This is a genomic window from Xylanivirga thermophila (assembly GCF_004138105.1).
Lineage (GTDB): Bacteria > Bacillota > Clostridia > Caldicoprobacterales > Xylanivirgaceae > Xylanivirga > Xylanivirga thermophila.
Window position 1 is genome coordinate 1 of record NZ_RXHQ01000034.1, and the last position, 14,861, is coordinate 14,861.

Sequence of the window (14,861 nt, forward strand, 5' to 3'; positions counted from 1 at the left end):
ATTTTTAATCAATGTTCCTTAGGTGGTCTCATTGCCATGCCATTTTTTAATTTTCTGCTGCAAGAAGACCCTCAAGAAACTTTCAAAATTATTTTATAAAACTACTTGACTTTAATTAGCTGGTCTAAATGATTTGCTTGTTTTTTTATGTTTTCCAAATAGGAGGGTCATTATACTAATTTATATATTACATATAAAAGATGAAATAAGACTTATAAAAGATTTTTCGGATTTATCAGCTGTTTTTATTACCTCATTATGGGTTAAGGGTTGATCTAGAACTCCAGCAGCCATATTTGTTATACAGGATACTCCAACTATCTTAAGTCCTGCATGCTTCGCTGCTATAACTTCTGGTACTGTAGACATACCTACAGCATCCGCTCCCAAAATCCTTAGCATATTGATTTCAGCTGGAGTTTCATAGCTTGGCCCTGACATCATTACATATATTCCTTTATATGCATTTATATTTAATCTATATGCAGTATCCATCATAAGATCTGTAAGTCTATCATCATAGACATGTGTCATATCTGGGAACCTAGGACCCAACATGTCAAAATTAGGTCCTATTAATGGATTTATACCAGAAAAATTAATATGATCTTTTATTATCATAAAATCTCCTGGTTTGAAATCCTTATTGATACCACCAGAAGCATTAGTTACTATTAATATTTCTATACCCAATTCTTTCATGACTCTCACAGGAAGTACTATTTGATAAGGGTCATTTCCTTCGTAGTAATGGAAACGACCTTGCATAGCTATTATATTCTTATTATACATTTTTCCTACTACAAATTGTCCCTTATGCCCGGCTACTGTAGTTTGGGGAAATCCAGGTATTTCAGAATAATTAATTATAGTGGGATTTTCAATATGCTCTGCAAAGTTTCCTAATCCTGAGCCGAGGATTATTCCTATAAAAGGTTTAGTGTCTATAATGCTCTGTATATATTTTGCTGCTTGTTTGTACATAGTGTAGACCTCCTTAGTTATTTTTTATTTGATAATGTAGCATAAAACTGGGTAGTTGATATATCTGAATGTCCCAACTTATTCTGTAATTCTTTTATTTCTATACCATTATTTATAAGATGGGCAGCAAAAGAGTGCCTAAGGGTATGAGGTGTTATACGTTTCCTTATATTAGACTGCTCCGTATATTGTTTTATTATTTTCCAAAAACCTTGACGGGTTATTCTATTACCTCTAAAATTGACAAATAAAGCTTGTTCGTTATTAACATCAATCATAAATGGGCGGGAGTATGCAACATATTTTTTTATATATGTTAATATCTCTTCAGGTATAGATATAGATCTATTGTTTCGTTTTTTCAACAAAACAATTCCATTATCTAAATCAATATCATCAATATCCAACTGAATAAGATCAGACACCCGTATTCCAGTTCCATACATAAGGTAAATCATTGCCCTATCTCGTAGCACCTTATATTCATTTCCTTGAGTTTGCACTAATAGCTGTTCCACTTCTTCAGAAGTTAGTATATTAGGTAGTTTTCTTTTAATTTTTGGAGCTTTCACATCTTTGGTAGGATCTGCATCAATATATGCATTTTCCTCTAGAAATTTATAAAAACTTTTCAAAGAAGATATTTTCCTAGATATAGTTGAATTGCTTATTTTTTTTTGCTCTAAATGATGAATATATTCATGCACAATTTCCTTTGATATATCAACTATATTGCTAATCTTATTCGTATGCAAAAAATCGATAAATTGCCTTAGATCTGTTTTATAGCTTTCAAGGGTATTGGATGAAGCACCTTGTTTTTCATCTAAATATGTAAAAAAATCATCAATAATATATTCCATATAAAAACTCCTTGTCCCATCAAATGATATTATCAAATCTAATATTCAACAAAAATATATAAAATCCTTCATTAAATATCAAAAGAACTAAACGGATAAATTTTTTAGTTGAGAAAATTAGAAAACATAGAAAAAAATAGTGGAGTTATAAAAGTTTCAAATAATGTCACTATAAAAAAGAGGCTAAAGATTATTATAAGTTTTTTTGTGTAAGATTCTGAATCCTTTATAGGTTGCATCTTTTTACGCATAAGTTTTCTGCGCTTTAAATGGGATATCTGTGATTCAAAAGCTAATACACCCATGATAATAAAGCAGGGTATATATATTATCATTTGTGGTATTAAGCATAGTAGGGAAAATATAAAACCTTTTAAATTATAATATCCCACTAAAAACCCTACCGTAAATCCTATAAAAAAACCCCTTATACCTACCAATACCAAAGTAAGAGGTATTAGCAAAAAAGACAGGCTAGATAACCAGAATAGGAAGCAAATATAAAAATTTCGCCAAATAGATTCCCAGAATATAGCAGTTCTATTGATTGAACTTTGCGATATATTGGATGCAAAGTGTTCCAAATAATTCCCTAGACCACTTTTCTGATCTATTGAGATAGTTGAAATAGTGAAAGCTCCCGCCATTATCCCAGTTAGGAATACAAATAGTATTATAAGGTATAGAATAAAATTTTGTTGTATATGGAGGCTTATAGTTCGCATTAATTGCCTCATCAAATATAGCTCCTTTCGTTTAAGAATCCTAAATGATAAATATGCGCACTATAACGTTTTTATGACATGTCCGAAGGACACAGGATGGTTTGTTTATATTTTTTATGTTATAATAAACCAAGAAAATAGAGCAAAAGGAGAGTATTGATGAATACCAATATAATGGACATATTATTCAGTTTGCCAGCAGTGTTTTTGGCTATGTCATTCCATGAATTTGGTCATGCCTATGTTGCATACAGATTAGGTGATGACACTCCGAAATTGCAAGGCCGTTTAACACTGGCACCACTGGCCCATGTAGATTGGTTAGGCCTTATAATGTTTTTAATATTTGGATTTGGATGGGCTAAGCCCGTTAAGATTGATCCTAACAATTTTAAGAATAGAATAAAAGGAGATATACTGGTATCATTTGCAGGTCCAATGTTTAACTTTATACTAGCCGTTATATCATTTTTTATGGGTGGAGTTTTGATAAAGTTTTTATTTCCTACTTCATATATTGCCAGCAATATAATAGAACGTATAATACGTCTTAATATTGTTTTTGGGGTACTTAATTTGATTCCTATACCTACATTTGATGGATATAATATTATAAAGGCCATATTTTTTAGATCCAATGCAAAAGCATTTTGGAAATATGAAAGATACGGTAATATTATATTGTTAATATGTATATTAACAGGCATACTGAATTATATAGTAGGGATACCTGCTCAATTTTTATATAATAGTTTAATACATATGAGTTGGATATTTTTTTGATCGAAGGTGAAATGCTTGGGATATTGTGTTAAAATAGATCGGTTTGAAGGACCTCTAGAGCTTTTATTACATCTTATTTCAAAATCAAAAATAAATATAGAAGATATATCCATAAACGAGATAACCTGCCAATACATAGAGTATTTGCAACAAATGCAACAATTTGATATTGAAATTGCAAGTGAATTTTTAGTAATGGCAGCTACACTTATACATATAAAATCTAGAAAATTACTTCCAAAGTTAAAGGAAGATGAAAATGAAGGAGATGATATAAATACAAGGGAACAACTTATACAAAGGCTTTTAGATTATAAAAAATTTAAGGAAATAAGTAATGAGCTCAGAGAGCGGGAACAGTTATACAGCCATATTTATTCCAAACTTCCAGAGGAAATAGCTATATCTAAAGAAGAGCTAGATGATAGATTATTTGGGGAGGTTGGCAAAGAAGATCTTTTTAACGCAATCTGTATCGTTCTCTCTAAAAAAAACTTATCAAAGTCAAAATCACCTAGCATATACGAAATAGCCAAAGACCCTATTTCCATAAAACAGAGAATAGAAGAGATTGAAGGAATATTATGCATAAAAGAAAATGCTACTTTTTTTTCCTTGTTTGAAAATGATTATAATAAATCTGAGGTCATTACTACTTTTTTAGCAATATTGGAAATGATCAAGGATAGTAGTATATGCCTTTATCAATCAAGACCATTCGATGATATTATAATAAAAAAGAGGAAGATATAACTATGGATGAACGGGAAATAATGGGATTAGTAGAATCTCTTTTGTTTGTATCGGGGAACCCTATTTCATTAAGTCAGATTGCAAAAGTATTGGATATGGATAGGAGAACTGCCAGAAAACTCATGGAACGAACAATCGATTGTTTTAACTTCGAAAGAAGAGGTCTACAGATTATAAAGATAAACGATAGTTACCAATTAGCTACCAGGATAGAATATGCCCCATATATAAAAAAATTATTAGGCCCTAATACGCAGCAAAGGCTTTCGCAGGCTATGCTAGAAACATTGGCTATTATAGCATATAAGCAGCCTATAACCCGTATGGATATAGAGTCTATAAGGGGAGTAAAATGTGAGCACATGCTTTCAACATTAATGGAAAAAGGCTTAATAAAAGAGGTAGGGAGACTAGATGCTCCTGGCAAACCAATACTTTATGGAACTACTGATTTATTCCTTCGAATTTTTGGATTATCTAAGCTGGAAGATTTACCGCCGTTGGAATAAAAAACAAAACTCCATGTATGTTTTTTTCTAATTGTGAAAAAATAGAAAAAGCATAAGATATGGGGTGTATATTTTGGTGTTAATATTTTTAATTGTGTTAATAGTAGCATTGGTGCTTATTATTTCATTTATAACTTTAAGGATAAATATAAAAATTTCCTTGAAGTATAAAGGAAAATCTTATATTAGGATAACCCTTTTAAAAGGGTTAATTAGTTTAAAGTTTGATCTATTCTTAATAACAGGTAAGGGATCATTGTACTCTTTTAATAAGAGCAAAAAAGGAACCTATGATGTAAAAATATCCCTTTCATATATTACGGAAAAAATAAAAAATATTCGCAATCAATATCCAAAACATGAAAAGAATATGTCTTATATCTTTTCAAAAATAAAGGTACAATCAATTTCAATACTAGCTTATATAGGATTAGGAGATGCTGCAGCTACTGCGTTGATTATAGGAATCCTGTATGCATTTCTATCTAATGTTATTTTTTATCTAACTACCAGAGTATCTATAGGTAAACATAATATTGATATTTTGCCAGTATACACCACCGATATGTGTTTCAAGACTAACATAAACTGCATAATAGATATTAAAATAGGTCATATTATTACTGTAGGCAATATGATGATGATGCAAAGAATTAGACAAAAAGTTAAAGGTGGTGATACACGTGGCAGAACATCCTATAGAGGAAATAATGAAAACTACCATGGAAAACATTAAAGAGATGATAGATGTTAATACTATTGTAGGAGATGCAGTAGAGACTGCTGACGGGACGGTTATTATACCTATATCGAAAGTATCATTTGGTTTTGTAGCTGGTGGAGGGGAATATAAAAATAATATGCAGGATAAAAATGCAAATATAACGCAACAGGAAGCTAATAAACTTCCATTTGCTGGCGGGAGCGGTGCGGGAATTTCTTTAAATCCCATAGCTTTTTTAGTAGTAGGGCAGGAAAAAATAAAACTCTTACCAGTTAATTTCACCACACCTATAGACAGGGTTGTTGAGTTGATACCCCAGTTAGTGGAAGAAATACGAGGCAAGAAAAAACAAGGTAATGAATCACAAAATATAAATAACACTCAACAGCCTGCAAATCAATAAAATATACTCCATCGTAAAAGCGGCTGATGCCGCTTTATTTCTATTTAAACAAAACTATCTAAATGCTTTTTATGGCATTTAGATAGTTTTGTTTAAATCACTAATTTACAAAAAACAAGCTATTAATGATCAATTTTTAATTATAATATGTGAAATTCACGAATTTTACACTGGTTTATATATTATTAATGTTGTATACTATCAATGGTTATGTAGAAAATATGTATTGCTTAAGCGTTTATATGATAAAGTGAGGGAAATAAATGAGACTGCAAAAATATATGGCTTATTGCGGTGTAGCATCCAGAAGAAAATGTGAAGAAATAATATCAGAAGGCAGAGTATCAATAAATGGTCATAAGGTAATGGATATGGGAATAAAAATTAACCCTGATTGTGACGTAGTATCAGTCGATGGGCGAGTCTTAGAATTAAACAAAAGACCAAGTATATATATAATGATAAACAAACCTCGTGGGTACATAACATCATCTAATGATCAATTCGGCCGTTCCACCGTATTGGATCTAATCCCAGATATGAAAGCTAGATTATACCCTGTTGGTAGATTAGATTATGACAGTGAAGGACTATTATTACTTACAAATGACGGATCTCTAACCTATAAATTGACCCACCCTAAATATCATGTTGAAAAGGAATATTATGTTGAAGTAATTGGTTTTCCAAATGAAGAACATATAGAAAAATTAAGAAATGGCCTAGATATAGGAGGATATAAGACTCGATCTGCTAAAGTATATGCTGGGAACAAAACAAAAAATGGCATGAGCTACAGAATAGTTATTAAAGAAGGAAAGAACAGACAAGTAAGGCGGATGTTCGAAGCTATAGGTTATCATGTGATTTTGCTTAGACGAGAGAGAATGGGTTTATTAAGTTTAGGCGATTTAAAACCTGGAAATTGGAGATATTTATCCAATAGAGAAATATCTCTATTAAAGCAATCTGTAAAGGAGGGATACTAATGATTAAATTTAGGAAAATGATTCCAGATGATTTAGATGTTATATATAAAGATGAACAGCTTAGAGCACTTATAACTTTTTCGTCCAAAGGAACAAAATTTGGTGTTGTTATAGATGATGATGGTTATATATTAGGTGGAGCGACAGGGTATACAGATGGTGAAGCTGCAATGATAGAAAATTTAATTGTAAAAAGCAGTCCATCAGAAGTTATGTTAATAGATGGTCTTATTAGGTCTGTTATATATATTTTGAGTTTACAGGAAATCAAGGCAATATTTATAAATGGTAAGTATAATAGTGAAACATATAAAAGAGTAGGTTTTAATTGGTTAAATAATTACCCTGTTCCCAGAAAATATCATATAAAGAAAATGATACTACAAGATACTGCTGAAGAGGGTATGTGGATAGATGTACAGATGTTTTTTGATAATAATGCCTGTTGCCATTCAAATAGTCAAACAATAGCTAAAAATTCATAATACTAGATATATAAAAATTTATGGTATAAAATTTCTAAAAAAATCGCATTTTTTTTAAATGTTTGCAGGAAAAAAGAGTTTCATATAGAATATAAGAATATGGGCAAAAATTGTTTTATTTTTAACAAAGCAATCTATAAATTAAATATATAGTTGTGGAGGGTTTTGAATGAGTGTAGAAAAAAGAATTAGCCAAATGAAACAGCAACGGCTGGCCATCCAACAGGGTGGTGGTACAGAAAAAATCGAAAAACAGCATAAAAATGGCAAACTTACTGCTAGAGAAAGAATTGAGCTGTTAGTCGATGAAGGAAGTTTTATAGAGATGGATGCTTATATTAAGCATCGGTCAGTAGAATTTGATATGGATAAAGTTGATGCCCCTGGAGATGGGGTAGTTACTGGCCATGCTACTATAGATGGTAGACCAGTATATCTATATGCCCAAGATTTTACCGTTATGGGTGGTTCTTTAGGCGAAATGCATGCACAAAAGATAACCAAGGTAATGGATGAAGCCATGAAGATGGGTTGTCCTATTATAGGCATCAACGATTCTGGTGGTGCAAGAATACAGGAAGGTATTGATGCATTAAAGGGATATGGAGATATATTTTTCCGAAATACTATGGCTTCTGGAGTTATACCTCAGATTTCCATCATATTGGGACCTTGTGCAGGAGGAGCTGTATACTCACCTGCGCTAACTGATTTTATATTTATGGTGGATGGAATAAGTAAAATGTTTATAACTGGTCCACAGGTAGTACAAGCTGTTACAGGAGAAGACGTAACTGCAGATGAGCTTGGAGGAGCAAAAGCCCACAATGAAACCAGTGGAGTGGCTCATTTCATAAATAGCAGTGAAAAAGAATGCTTTGAAAATGTACGCAAACTTTTAGGTTTTCTTCCTGAAAACAATTTGGAGGATGCTCCAACTCTAAATTGTAAAGATGATCTGAATCGTACGATTCCAGAGCTTAATAAAATAATTCCTGAAAACCCCAATAAATCTTATAATGTAAAAGATGTAATAAAGGGCATAATAGATAATGGAGATTTTTTGGAAATACAACCATTATATGCACAAAATATAATAGTAGGTTTTGCCAGATTAAATGGCCGTTCCGTAGGCATTGTGGCAAATCAACCAAACGCATTAGCGGGCTGCCTTGATATAAATGCATCTGATAAGGCAGCCAGATTTGTGCGTTTTTGTGATGCTTTTAACATACCTATTGTAACATTTACCGATGTTCCAGGATATTTGCCAGGAGTATCCCAAGAACATGATGGAATTATAAGACATGGTGCTAAACTTCTGTATGCATATTCAGAAGCAACTGTTCCAAAGATTAATGTAATCCTTAGAAAAGCATATGGTGGAGCCTATATTGCAATGTGCAGCAAACATTTAGGTGCCGACAGGGTATTTGCATGGCCAACTGCTGAAATTGCTGTTATGGGCCCAGATGGAGCTGCAAATATCATCTTTAAAAAGGATATACAAAATTCTACTGATCCTATTTCTACCAGAGAACAAAAGATTGAGGAATATAGGGATAGGTTTGCAAATCCATATGTAGCAGCAGCTAGAGGGTATATTGACGATGTTATAGAACCTCAGGCTAGCAGACCTTGTATCATTGGTGCTTTAGAAATGTTGATAAGCAAGAGAGAAAATAGACCATCTAAAAAACATGGTAATGTTCCTGTATAAAATGAAGTATTTAGAGAGGTGAAGTATTATGGGAGCCGGAAGTGCCGTCTCTGAAAGCTTAAAAGTTATGTTATTAGGCCTAGGTACTGTCTTTGTGGGCTTGATATTATTGATATTTGTCATTGAATTGTTGCACTGGTTAGTAAACGGTAGCAATAAAAAAGAAAAAAAGGTTGATGTTCAGCACGTTGATGAACAGGCTAAACTGGCAGCTGACAATAATTATGAACAAGAAGGTAATGAAAATGAGGAGGAACTGGTTGCCGTTATAAGCGCTGCAATTGCGGCCATGCTAGAAACTTCAACCTGTGATTTTGTAGTTAAATCTATAAAAAGAGTACCTGCTGCTACTCCTAGATGGAATCAAGTAAGCAGACAAGAACAAGTAAGAACAAGGCTATAATTTTTAGATGTTAAATAATTTTTAAGGAGGAATAAAAATGAGAAAATTTGTTGTAACTGTGAACGGAACATCATATGAAGTAGAGGTAGAAGAACAAGGAGAAGGAAACGCTCCTCAGTCGGCTGCAGCAGTATCCGAGCCTGTAAAGACTGAATCAGCTGCACCTCAATCAGCAGCTCCTAAAAGCAAACCTGCTGCAAAGAGTGCACCTGCAGGTTCAATAACTATTTCAGCTCCAATGCCTGGAACCATATTAGATATAAATGTACAAGTAGGGGATAACATTACAAAAGGGCAAGTACTATGCATACTTGAAGCAATGAAGATGGAAAATGAAATTATGGCTCCCCAGGACGGTAAAGTAGTTTCAGTAAATGTTTCTAAAGGAGCTTCTGTAAATGCAGGGGATGTACTTTTTGCTCTACAATAATATATGGCAAGGATTGGAGAGAGGATAAAATGAACAAATCATTTGGGGAAATATTGATAGACTTTCTTAAAACTACTGGATTTGCGAATGTAACTTGGCAGCAGTTAGTTATGATAGGAATAGCCTGTTTTCTCTTATATTTGGCTATTAAAAAGGAATACGAACCTCTTTTGCTCTTACCCATATCGTTTGGAATGCTTTTGGCAAACTTACCATTAGCAGGACTTATGGCTGAGCCAAAAGATGGACAGGTTGGAGGATTATTATATTATCTTTACCAGGGCGTAAAAAAAGGTATATATCCGCCTGTAATATTCTTAGGTGTAGGCGCAATGACCGATTTTGGCCCATTACTTGCAAATCCCAAGAGCTTACTTTTAGGGGCAGCAGCCCAGTTTGGAATTTTTATTGCATTCTTACTGGCATTACTACTTGGATTTGATGAACGGGCAGCTGCATCCATAGGTATTATCGGTGGAGCTGATGGACCTACTGCTATATTGGTTACAAGTCAATTAAAGCCAGAATTACTAGGACCTATTGCAGTAGCAGCATATTCATATATGGCGTTGGTCCCTATTATTCAACCACCTATAATGAAGGTATTTACAACCAAGGAAGAGCGTTCCATAGTTATGGAGCAGCTACGTCCGGTAACTAAAACAGAGAAAATTCTATTTCCTATAGCAGTAACTATAGTAGGAACTATGATAGTACCTTCTGCTGCACCCCTTTTAGGCACACTTATGTTAGGTAATTTGTTTAGAGAGAGCTTAGTAGTTGACAGATTGAGCAAAACTGCTCAAAATGAGCTTGTTAATATTGTAACAATATTTTTAGGCCTCACAGTAGGCGCTACTGCTAGTGCAGAAGCATTCCTTACTCCTGATACCCTAAAGATAATATGCTTAGGTCTCCTTGCATTTGCCGGAGGAACAACAGGCGGTGTATTATTAGGAAAACTCATGTGTAAATTATCAGGTGGCAAGGTAAATCCCCTTATAGGCTCAGCAGGTGTTTCAGCTGTACCTATGGCAGCAAGGGTATCACAGGTAGTAGCCCAGGAAGAAAACCCTGGAAACTTTTTGCTTATGCATGCCATGGGCCCAAACGTTGCAGGGGTTATAGGATCGGCTATTGCCGCAGGGGTATTTTTGTCGATGTTTTCATAAATTTTATAAATTAGGAGGATTCCATTATGGCAAATGTACAAATAACAGAAACAGTGCTAAGGGATGCACATCAATCCCTTATTGCTACTCGTATGACAACGGAAGAAATGTTGCCTGTTATTGAATTATTAGATCAGGTAGGATATTTTTCCTTAGAGGCATGGGGCGGAGCAACTTTTGATTCATGTCTTAGATTCCTTAATGAGGATCCATGGGAAAGACTGCGTAAAATTAGAAAAGCTGCAAAGAAGACAAAACTTCAGATGCTGTTAAGAGGGCAGAATATCCTAGGATATAAACATTACTCAGATGATGTAGTGAGGGATTTTGTTAAGAAATCTATAGACAATGGTATAGACATAATAAGAATTTTTGATGCATTAAATGATGTACGTAACTTAGAATGTGCTATGGATGCTACAGTAAAGGCAGGAGGCCATGCACAAGCTACTGTTGTTTATACCATAAGCCCCATCCATAACACAGAGCATTATATAAAAACTGCAAAAACCTTGGAAGGCATGGGAGCTAGTTCAATATGTCTAAAGGATATGGCAGGGCTTTTAACGCCGTATGATGCATATAACCTCATTAGAGAACTTAAAAAGGCAGTTAAGATTCCAATACAGCTTCACTCCCATTATACCAGTGGTTTGGCTTCTATGACCTATTTGAAGGCAATAGAGGCGGGAGTAGATATAGTTGATTGTGCCATATCACCTATGGCCATGGGAACATCTCAGCCTCCAACAGAACCAATGGTAGCCACTTTGAAGGGTACTAAATATGACACCAAATACGATATGGATCTATTAAGTCAAATAGCCGATTATTTTAGACCGTTAAGAGAAAAATATATCTCTTCTGGTCAATTAAATCCTAAAGTATTAACTGTAGATGTTAATACACTCAAATATCAAGTACCTGGTGGCATGTTATCCAATCTAGTTTCTCAGCTAAAACAGCAAAACAAGCTAGATAAATATGAGGAAGTACTAAAAGAGGTGCCAAGGGTAAGAAAGGATTTAGGTTATCCGCCTTTAGTTACTCCTACAAGCCAGATAGTAGGAACACAGGCAGTGTTAAATGTAATTATGGGTGAAAGATATAAAATGGTTACAAAAGAGGTAAAAGCTTATGTAAGAGGTGAGTATGGCAGACCTCCGGCAGAAATAAGTCCAGAATTCAGAAAACAAATAATTGGAAATGAAGAACCGATAACTTGTAGACCTGCAGATCTATTAAAGCCTGAACTGGATAAATATAGAAACGAAATAAAAGAGTATATGGAACAAGAAGAAGATGTATTGTCCTATGCATTATTTCCTCAAGTTGCTACTAACTTCTTTAAATATCGACAAGCGCAAAAATATAAAATAGATAGCACATTACTGGATGAAAAGGATATGGTTCATCCAGTATAAAGATATTAAAATAATAGTCCTGGAGGGTATAAACGGACAATCCCTCCAGGACTATTATTTACAATTATAATGCAGATATATGACGTTTGGACAATTGCTAACATATTCAATAACTTTAACTTTACTGTACTTATCAATATGTTTTCCGCATTTTAAACAATTATAGGTATTATTATATAAAATATCGCTGTAAGTCTTCACATCCAAATGTCCATATTTCTGCCAGCTTTTCCATCCCGTCTTACATAATTTTTTCCTTTCTTCATAATCAGCATATACCCATCTGAGTATTCTATGAAAGTGAAAAGGGTATTTAGTATATTTTATATAATGAACAGGTAGTCCTAAATCTATAGCATATTCTTGAAATGCATTTTCCACTTTAGTTTGAAGTGGATCATCTATCTTAGTACTTGTTATATTATAACCTCTATCCATAAGTTTTTTTCTCACTGTATCAAACATATATCCCCTACATATTTTAATTTCCTCTTGGGTATTCACTTTCAAGTTATCCAGCAGTTCAAATACTATTTCTTCACATTTATTAAGATAGCATTTTGCTTCAAAGGCGTCCTTACGATAATATTCTATGGGTATAATATCGTAATAAAATTCCAAAGTTTCGACTCTTATAGCAGCTATGCATGTCCCACCAATTAAACTTCCACTACCTGCATCATCTATCTGTATCATTTTTCAGTTCCTCCTTCGTATATACTTCAAATAGTATTTGTATAATTGCACTTTATTATATGTTTAAATAGTAGCTTTATCAAAGATATAATCTTATTAGAGAAAATAGTTTTACAGAATGACGCGGAATTAAATGATACTTGCACATTGGATTTTTTATGATAAAATAAAAACGTATAGCGAATGCTTTATTTTTGCTATTCTTAGATAAAATTTTAAAAAGGTAGGGATTACCAATGGAACAAAAGCAGGATTTAATTCATAGAATAAATGCAAATTATAAGAAAATGAGTAAAGGTCAAAAGCTTATAGCGGAATATATCCTAAATAATTATGATAAAGCAGCATTTATGACAGCAGCCAAACTCGGAAAAAAAGTAGGTGTTAGCGAATCAACAGTAGTAAGATTTGCCAATGTTCTTAATTATGAAGGATATCCTCAGCTTCAAAAAGCATTACAGGAACTTATAAGAAACAAACTGACTACTGTCCAACGCATAGAAATGACATCGGAACTAGATAGATCTATGGTACTTAAAAATGTATTAAAGGCTGATATAAACAATTTAAAACTTACAATTGAAGAAATTGATAATCAAGTATTTGATATTGTAGTACAAAGGATGCTCAAAGCAGACAATATATATATATTAGGTCTTAGAAGTTCAGCACCTCTGGCACAATTTATGGGTTATTATTTAGGGTTTGTATTTTCAAATGTGCGTATTGTAACTTCTGGTGTTAATGATGTTTTTGAACAGATAATGCATATTTCAAAAGATGATTTACTTATAGGCATAAGTTTTCCACGATATGCGGGACGTACTATAGAAGCCATGGCATTTGCAAAGGATAAAGGCGCTCAGATAGTAGCCCTTACCGATAGCTTTTTATCACCTCTTACATCATATGCTGATTATACTCTACTAGCCAGAAGTGATATGGCGTCATTTGTAGATTCCCTTGTAGCCCCTTTAAGCTTAATAAATTCACTTATCGTTGCTGCAGGATTAGCAAAAAAAACGGATGTCTCAAAAGAGTTTTCTCAACTAGAAAAAATTTGGGACGAATACAAAGTCTATGTAAGTAAAGATAAAGAATGAAAGGTTTTATGATATATGTATATATATATAGTTAGACATGGAGAAACGGAATGGAATATAGCCCATAGGACTCAAGGCAGCCATAATATTGAATTGACTGATAGGGGTAGAGAGCAGGCAAAAAAATTAGGAGCTAAACTGAAAAATAAAAATATAAAAAAGATATATACAAGTGATTTAAAAAGAGCATATGAAACAGCATGTATCATTGGGAATTATATAGGAGTCGTTCCAACCCCAATACCTCTACTTAGAGAAGTATCGTTTGGCGAATGGGAAGGGTTAACCCCGCAAGAAATAGAATGTCATTTTAATGGGCAATTGGATAGGTGGTATAAAGATCATTGCTTTGCTCCTCCTAATGGTGAAAGCATAGATGATGTTAAAAATAGGGTGTTGACATTTATAGATACCATAAGTAATGATATACAAACAGAAAAAGATGATATATTGTTAGTGTCCCATGGAATGACAAATAGGATATTGATTACACAAATAATGGATATACCTGTTGAATATATGCGTCTTTTAAGACAAGATAATACAGCACTCTCTAAAATACGTATTTTAGAGAACAATAAAGCTATTGATCTATTAAATGATACCTGTCATTTAGATATGTAAATAAATATGCTATATTTATGTATGAAGCCCTAAAAAGACCTTGTACTATTATTGTGTGTGAATTATAATGG

The 14,861-nt window shown here is 33.3% G+C and carries 18 protein-coding genes; 14 read left to right on the forward strand and 4 right to left on the reverse strand.

Annotated features, from left to right (window positions below):
* Positions 1 to 180 precede the first annotated feature (180 nt).
* From EJN67_RS11860 to spoIIM, 3 genes are all read right to left on the reverse strand, one after another.
* Positions 181 to 984 carry a purine-nucleoside phosphorylase gene (locus EJN67_RS11860; protein ID WP_129724554.1) on the reverse strand — a complete coding sequence of 268 codons (804 nt, stop codon included), beginning with the start codon at positions 982 to 984 and terminating at the stop codon, positions 181 to 183.
* Positions 985 to 1,001: 17 nt separating this feature from the next.
* Complete coding sequence (xerA, locus tag EJN67_RS11865; protein ID WP_129724556.1) at positions 1,002 to 1,847, reverse strand: site-specific tyrosine recombinase/integron integrase; 846 nt, start codon at positions 1,845 to 1,847, stop codon at positions 1,002 to 1,004.
* A gap of 104 nt (positions 1,848 to 1,951) precedes the next feature.
* Positions 1,952 to 2,584 carry a stage II sporulation protein M gene (gene spoIIM / locus EJN67_RS14555; RefSeq protein ID WP_129724558.1) on the reverse strand — a complete coding sequence of 211 codons (633 nt, stop codon included), beginning with the start codon at positions 2,582 to 2,584 and terminating at the stop codon, positions 1,952 to 1,954.
* Positions 2,585 to 2,731: 147 nt separating this feature from the next.
* Between spoIIM and EJN67_RS11875 the strand changes: the two genes are divergently transcribed.
* The 12 genes from EJN67_RS11875 to EJN67_RS11930 all read left to right on the forward strand — a co-directional run bounded on the left by EJN67_RS11875 (position 2,732) and on the right by EJN67_RS11930 (position 12,367).
* On the forward strand, positions 2,732 to 3,355 hold the full coding sequence (locus tag EJN67_RS11875; RefSeq protein WP_129724560.1) for a site-2 protease family protein: 624 nt from the start codon (positions 2,732 to 2,734) through the stop codon (positions 3,353 to 3,355).
* Positions 3,356 to 3,370: 15 nt separating this feature from the next.
* The gene (locus EJN67_RS11880; protein ID WP_165000858.1) at positions 3,371 to 4,108 is read left to right on the forward strand and encodes a segregation and condensation protein A; all 738 of its coding nucleotides are present in this window, start codon (positions 3,371 to 3,373) and stop codon (positions 4,106 to 4,108) included.
* A gap of 2 nt (positions 4,109 to 4,110) precedes the next feature.
* A complete protein-coding gene (gene scpB, locus EJN67_RS11885; protein ID WP_129724564.1) occupies positions 4,111 to 4,617 on the forward strand; it encodes an SMC-Scp complex subunit ScpB in 507 nt (168 codons plus the stop codon).
* Between the two features lie 76 nt (positions 4,618 to 4,693).
* Positions 4,694 to 5,353, forward strand: coding sequence for a DUF2953 domain-containing protein (locus EJN67_RS11890; protein WP_165000859.1), 660 nt, complete (start codon positions 4,694 to 4,696; stop codon positions 5,351 to 5,353).
* Positions 5,301 to 5,744: a GerW family sporulation protein gene (gene ytfJ, locus EJN67_RS11895; protein WP_129724568.1), complete on the forward strand. Its 444-nt coding sequence runs from the start codon at positions 5,301 to 5,303 to the stop codon at positions 5,742 to 5,744. Before EJN67_RS11890 ends, ytfJ begins: the two co-directional genes overlap by 53 nt.
* A gap of 263 nt (positions 5,745 to 6,007) precedes the next feature.
* Positions 6,008 to 6,733, forward strand: a complete 726-nt coding sequence (locus tag EJN67_RS11900; RefSeq protein ID WP_129724570.1) for a pseudouridine synthase — start codon at positions 6,008 to 6,010, stop codon at positions 6,731 to 6,733.
* Positions 6,733 to 7,218 (forward strand): hypothetical protein, encoded by a 486-nt coding sequence (locus EJN67_RS11905; RefSeq protein WP_129724571.1) that lies wholly within the window; start codon positions 6,733 to 6,735, stop codon positions 7,216 to 7,218. Before EJN67_RS11900 ends, EJN67_RS11905 begins: the two co-directional genes overlap by 1 nt.
* A 169-nt stretch (positions 7,219 to 7,387) precedes the next feature.
* Entirely contained in the window at positions 7,388 to 8,938 is a 1,551-nt protein-coding gene (locus EJN67_RS11910) for an acyl-CoA carboxylase subunit beta (protein ID WP_129724573.1), read from the forward strand.
* 28 nt (positions 8,939 to 8,966) lie between these two features.
* Complete coding sequence (locus EJN67_RS11915) at positions 8,967 to 9,341, forward strand: OadG family protein (RefSeq protein WP_207208023.1); 375 nt, start codon at positions 8,967 to 8,969, stop codon at positions 9,339 to 9,341.
* A 37-nt stretch (positions 9,342 to 9,378) separates the two neighbouring features.
* Positions 9,379 to 9,771, forward strand: coding sequence for a biotin/lipoyl-containing protein (locus tag EJN67_RS11920; protein ID WP_129724575.1), 393 nt, complete (start codon positions 9,379 to 9,381; stop codon positions 9,769 to 9,771).
* 29 nt (positions 9,772 to 9,800) lie between these two features.
* On the forward strand, positions 9,801 to 10,943 hold the full coding sequence (locus EJN67_RS11925) for a sodium ion-translocating decarboxylase subunit beta (protein ID WP_129724577.1): 1,143 nt from the start codon (positions 9,801 to 9,803) through the stop codon (positions 10,941 to 10,943).
* Between the two features lie 26 nt (positions 10,944 to 10,969).
* Positions 10,970 to 12,367: an oxaloacetate decarboxylase subunit alpha gene (locus EJN67_RS11930; protein WP_129724579.1), complete on the forward strand. Its 1,398-nt coding sequence runs from the start codon at positions 10,970 to 10,972 to the stop codon at positions 12,365 to 12,367.
* A 54-nt stretch (positions 12,368 to 12,421) separates the two neighbouring features.
* Here the strand turns inward: EJN67_RS11930 and EJN67_RS11935 are convergent, their stop codons facing one another.
* A complete protein-coding gene (locus tag EJN67_RS11935; RefSeq protein ID WP_129724581.1) occupies positions 12,422 to 13,063 on the reverse strand; it encodes a hypothetical protein in 642 nt (213 codons plus the stop codon).
* A gap of 236 nt (positions 13,064 to 13,299) precedes the next feature.
* Between EJN67_RS11935 and EJN67_RS11940 the strand changes: the two genes are divergently transcribed.
* A complete protein-coding gene (locus EJN67_RS11940) occupies positions 13,300 to 14,166 on the forward strand; it encodes a MurR/RpiR family transcriptional regulator (RefSeq protein ID WP_129724583.1) in 867 nt (288 codons plus the stop codon).
* Positions 14,167 to 14,181: 15 nt separating this feature from the next.
* Positions 14,182 to 14,790 carry a histidine phosphatase family protein gene (locus EJN67_RS11945; protein WP_129724585.1) on the forward strand — a complete coding sequence of 203 codons (609 nt, stop codon included), beginning with the start codon at positions 14,182 to 14,184 and terminating at the stop codon, positions 14,788 to 14,790.
* The last annotated feature ends 71 nt before the right edge of the window (positions 14,791 to 14,861 follow it).

Excerpts from the sequence above, each read along its gene's own strand:
- xerA (WP_129724556.1), bottom strand. The coding sequence starts at position 1,847 with ATGGAATATATTATTGATGATTTTTTTACATATTTAGATGAAAAACAA.
- spoIIM (WP_129724558.1), bottom strand. The coding sequence starts at position 2,584 with ATGAGGCAATTAATGCGAACTATAAGCCTCCATATACAACAAAATTTT.
- EJN67_RS11875 (WP_129724560.1), top strand. The coding sequence starts at position 2,732 with ATGAATACCAATATAATGGACATATTATTCAGTTTGCCAGCAGTGTTT.
- EJN67_RS11915 (WP_207208023.1), top strand. The coding sequence starts at position 8,967 with ATGGGAGCCGGAAGTGCCGTCTCTGAAAGCTTAAAAGTTATGTTATTA.
- EJN67_RS11935 (WP_129724581.1), bottom strand. The coding sequence starts at position 13,063 with ATGATACAGATAGATGATGCAGGTAGTGGAAGTTTAATTGGTGGGACA.
- scpB (WP_129724564.1), top strand. The coding sequence starts at position 4,111 with ATGGATGAACGGGAAATAATGGGATTAGTAGAATCTCTTTTGTTTGTA.
- EJN67_RS11945 (WP_129724585.1), top strand. The coding sequence starts at position 14,182 with ATGTATATATATATAGTTAGACATGGAGAAACGGAATGGAATATAGCC.
- EJN67_RS11910 (WP_129724573.1), top strand. The coding sequence starts at position 7,388 with ATGAGTGTAGAAAAAAGAATTAGCCAAATGAAACAGCAACGGCTGGCC.
- EJN67_RS11900 (WP_129724570.1), top strand. The coding sequence starts at position 6,008 with ATGAGACTGCAAAAATATATGGCTTATTGCGGTGTAGCATCCAGAAGA.
- EJN67_RS11930 (WP_129724579.1), top strand. The coding sequence starts at position 10,970 with ATGGCAAATGTACAAATAACAGAAACAGTGCTAAGGGATGCACATCAA.
- EJN67_RS11860 (WP_129724554.1), bottom strand. The coding sequence starts at position 984 with ATGTACAAACAAGCAGCAAAATATATACAGAGCATTATAGACACTAAA.
- EJN67_RS11925 (WP_129724577.1), top strand. The coding sequence starts at position 9,801 with ATGAACAAATCATTTGGGGAAATATTGATAGACTTTCTTAAAACTACT.
- EJN67_RS11905 (WP_129724571.1), top strand. The coding sequence starts at position 6,733 with ATGATTAAATTTAGGAAAATGATTCCAGATGATTTAGATGTTATATAT.
- EJN67_RS11920 (WP_129724575.1), top strand. The coding sequence starts at position 9,379 with ATGAGAAAATTTGTTGTAACTGTGAACGGAACATCATATGAAGTAGAG.
- EJN67_RS11940 (WP_129724583.1), top strand. The coding sequence starts at position 13,300 with ATGGAACAAAAGCAGGATTTAATTCATAGAATAAATGCAAATTATAAG.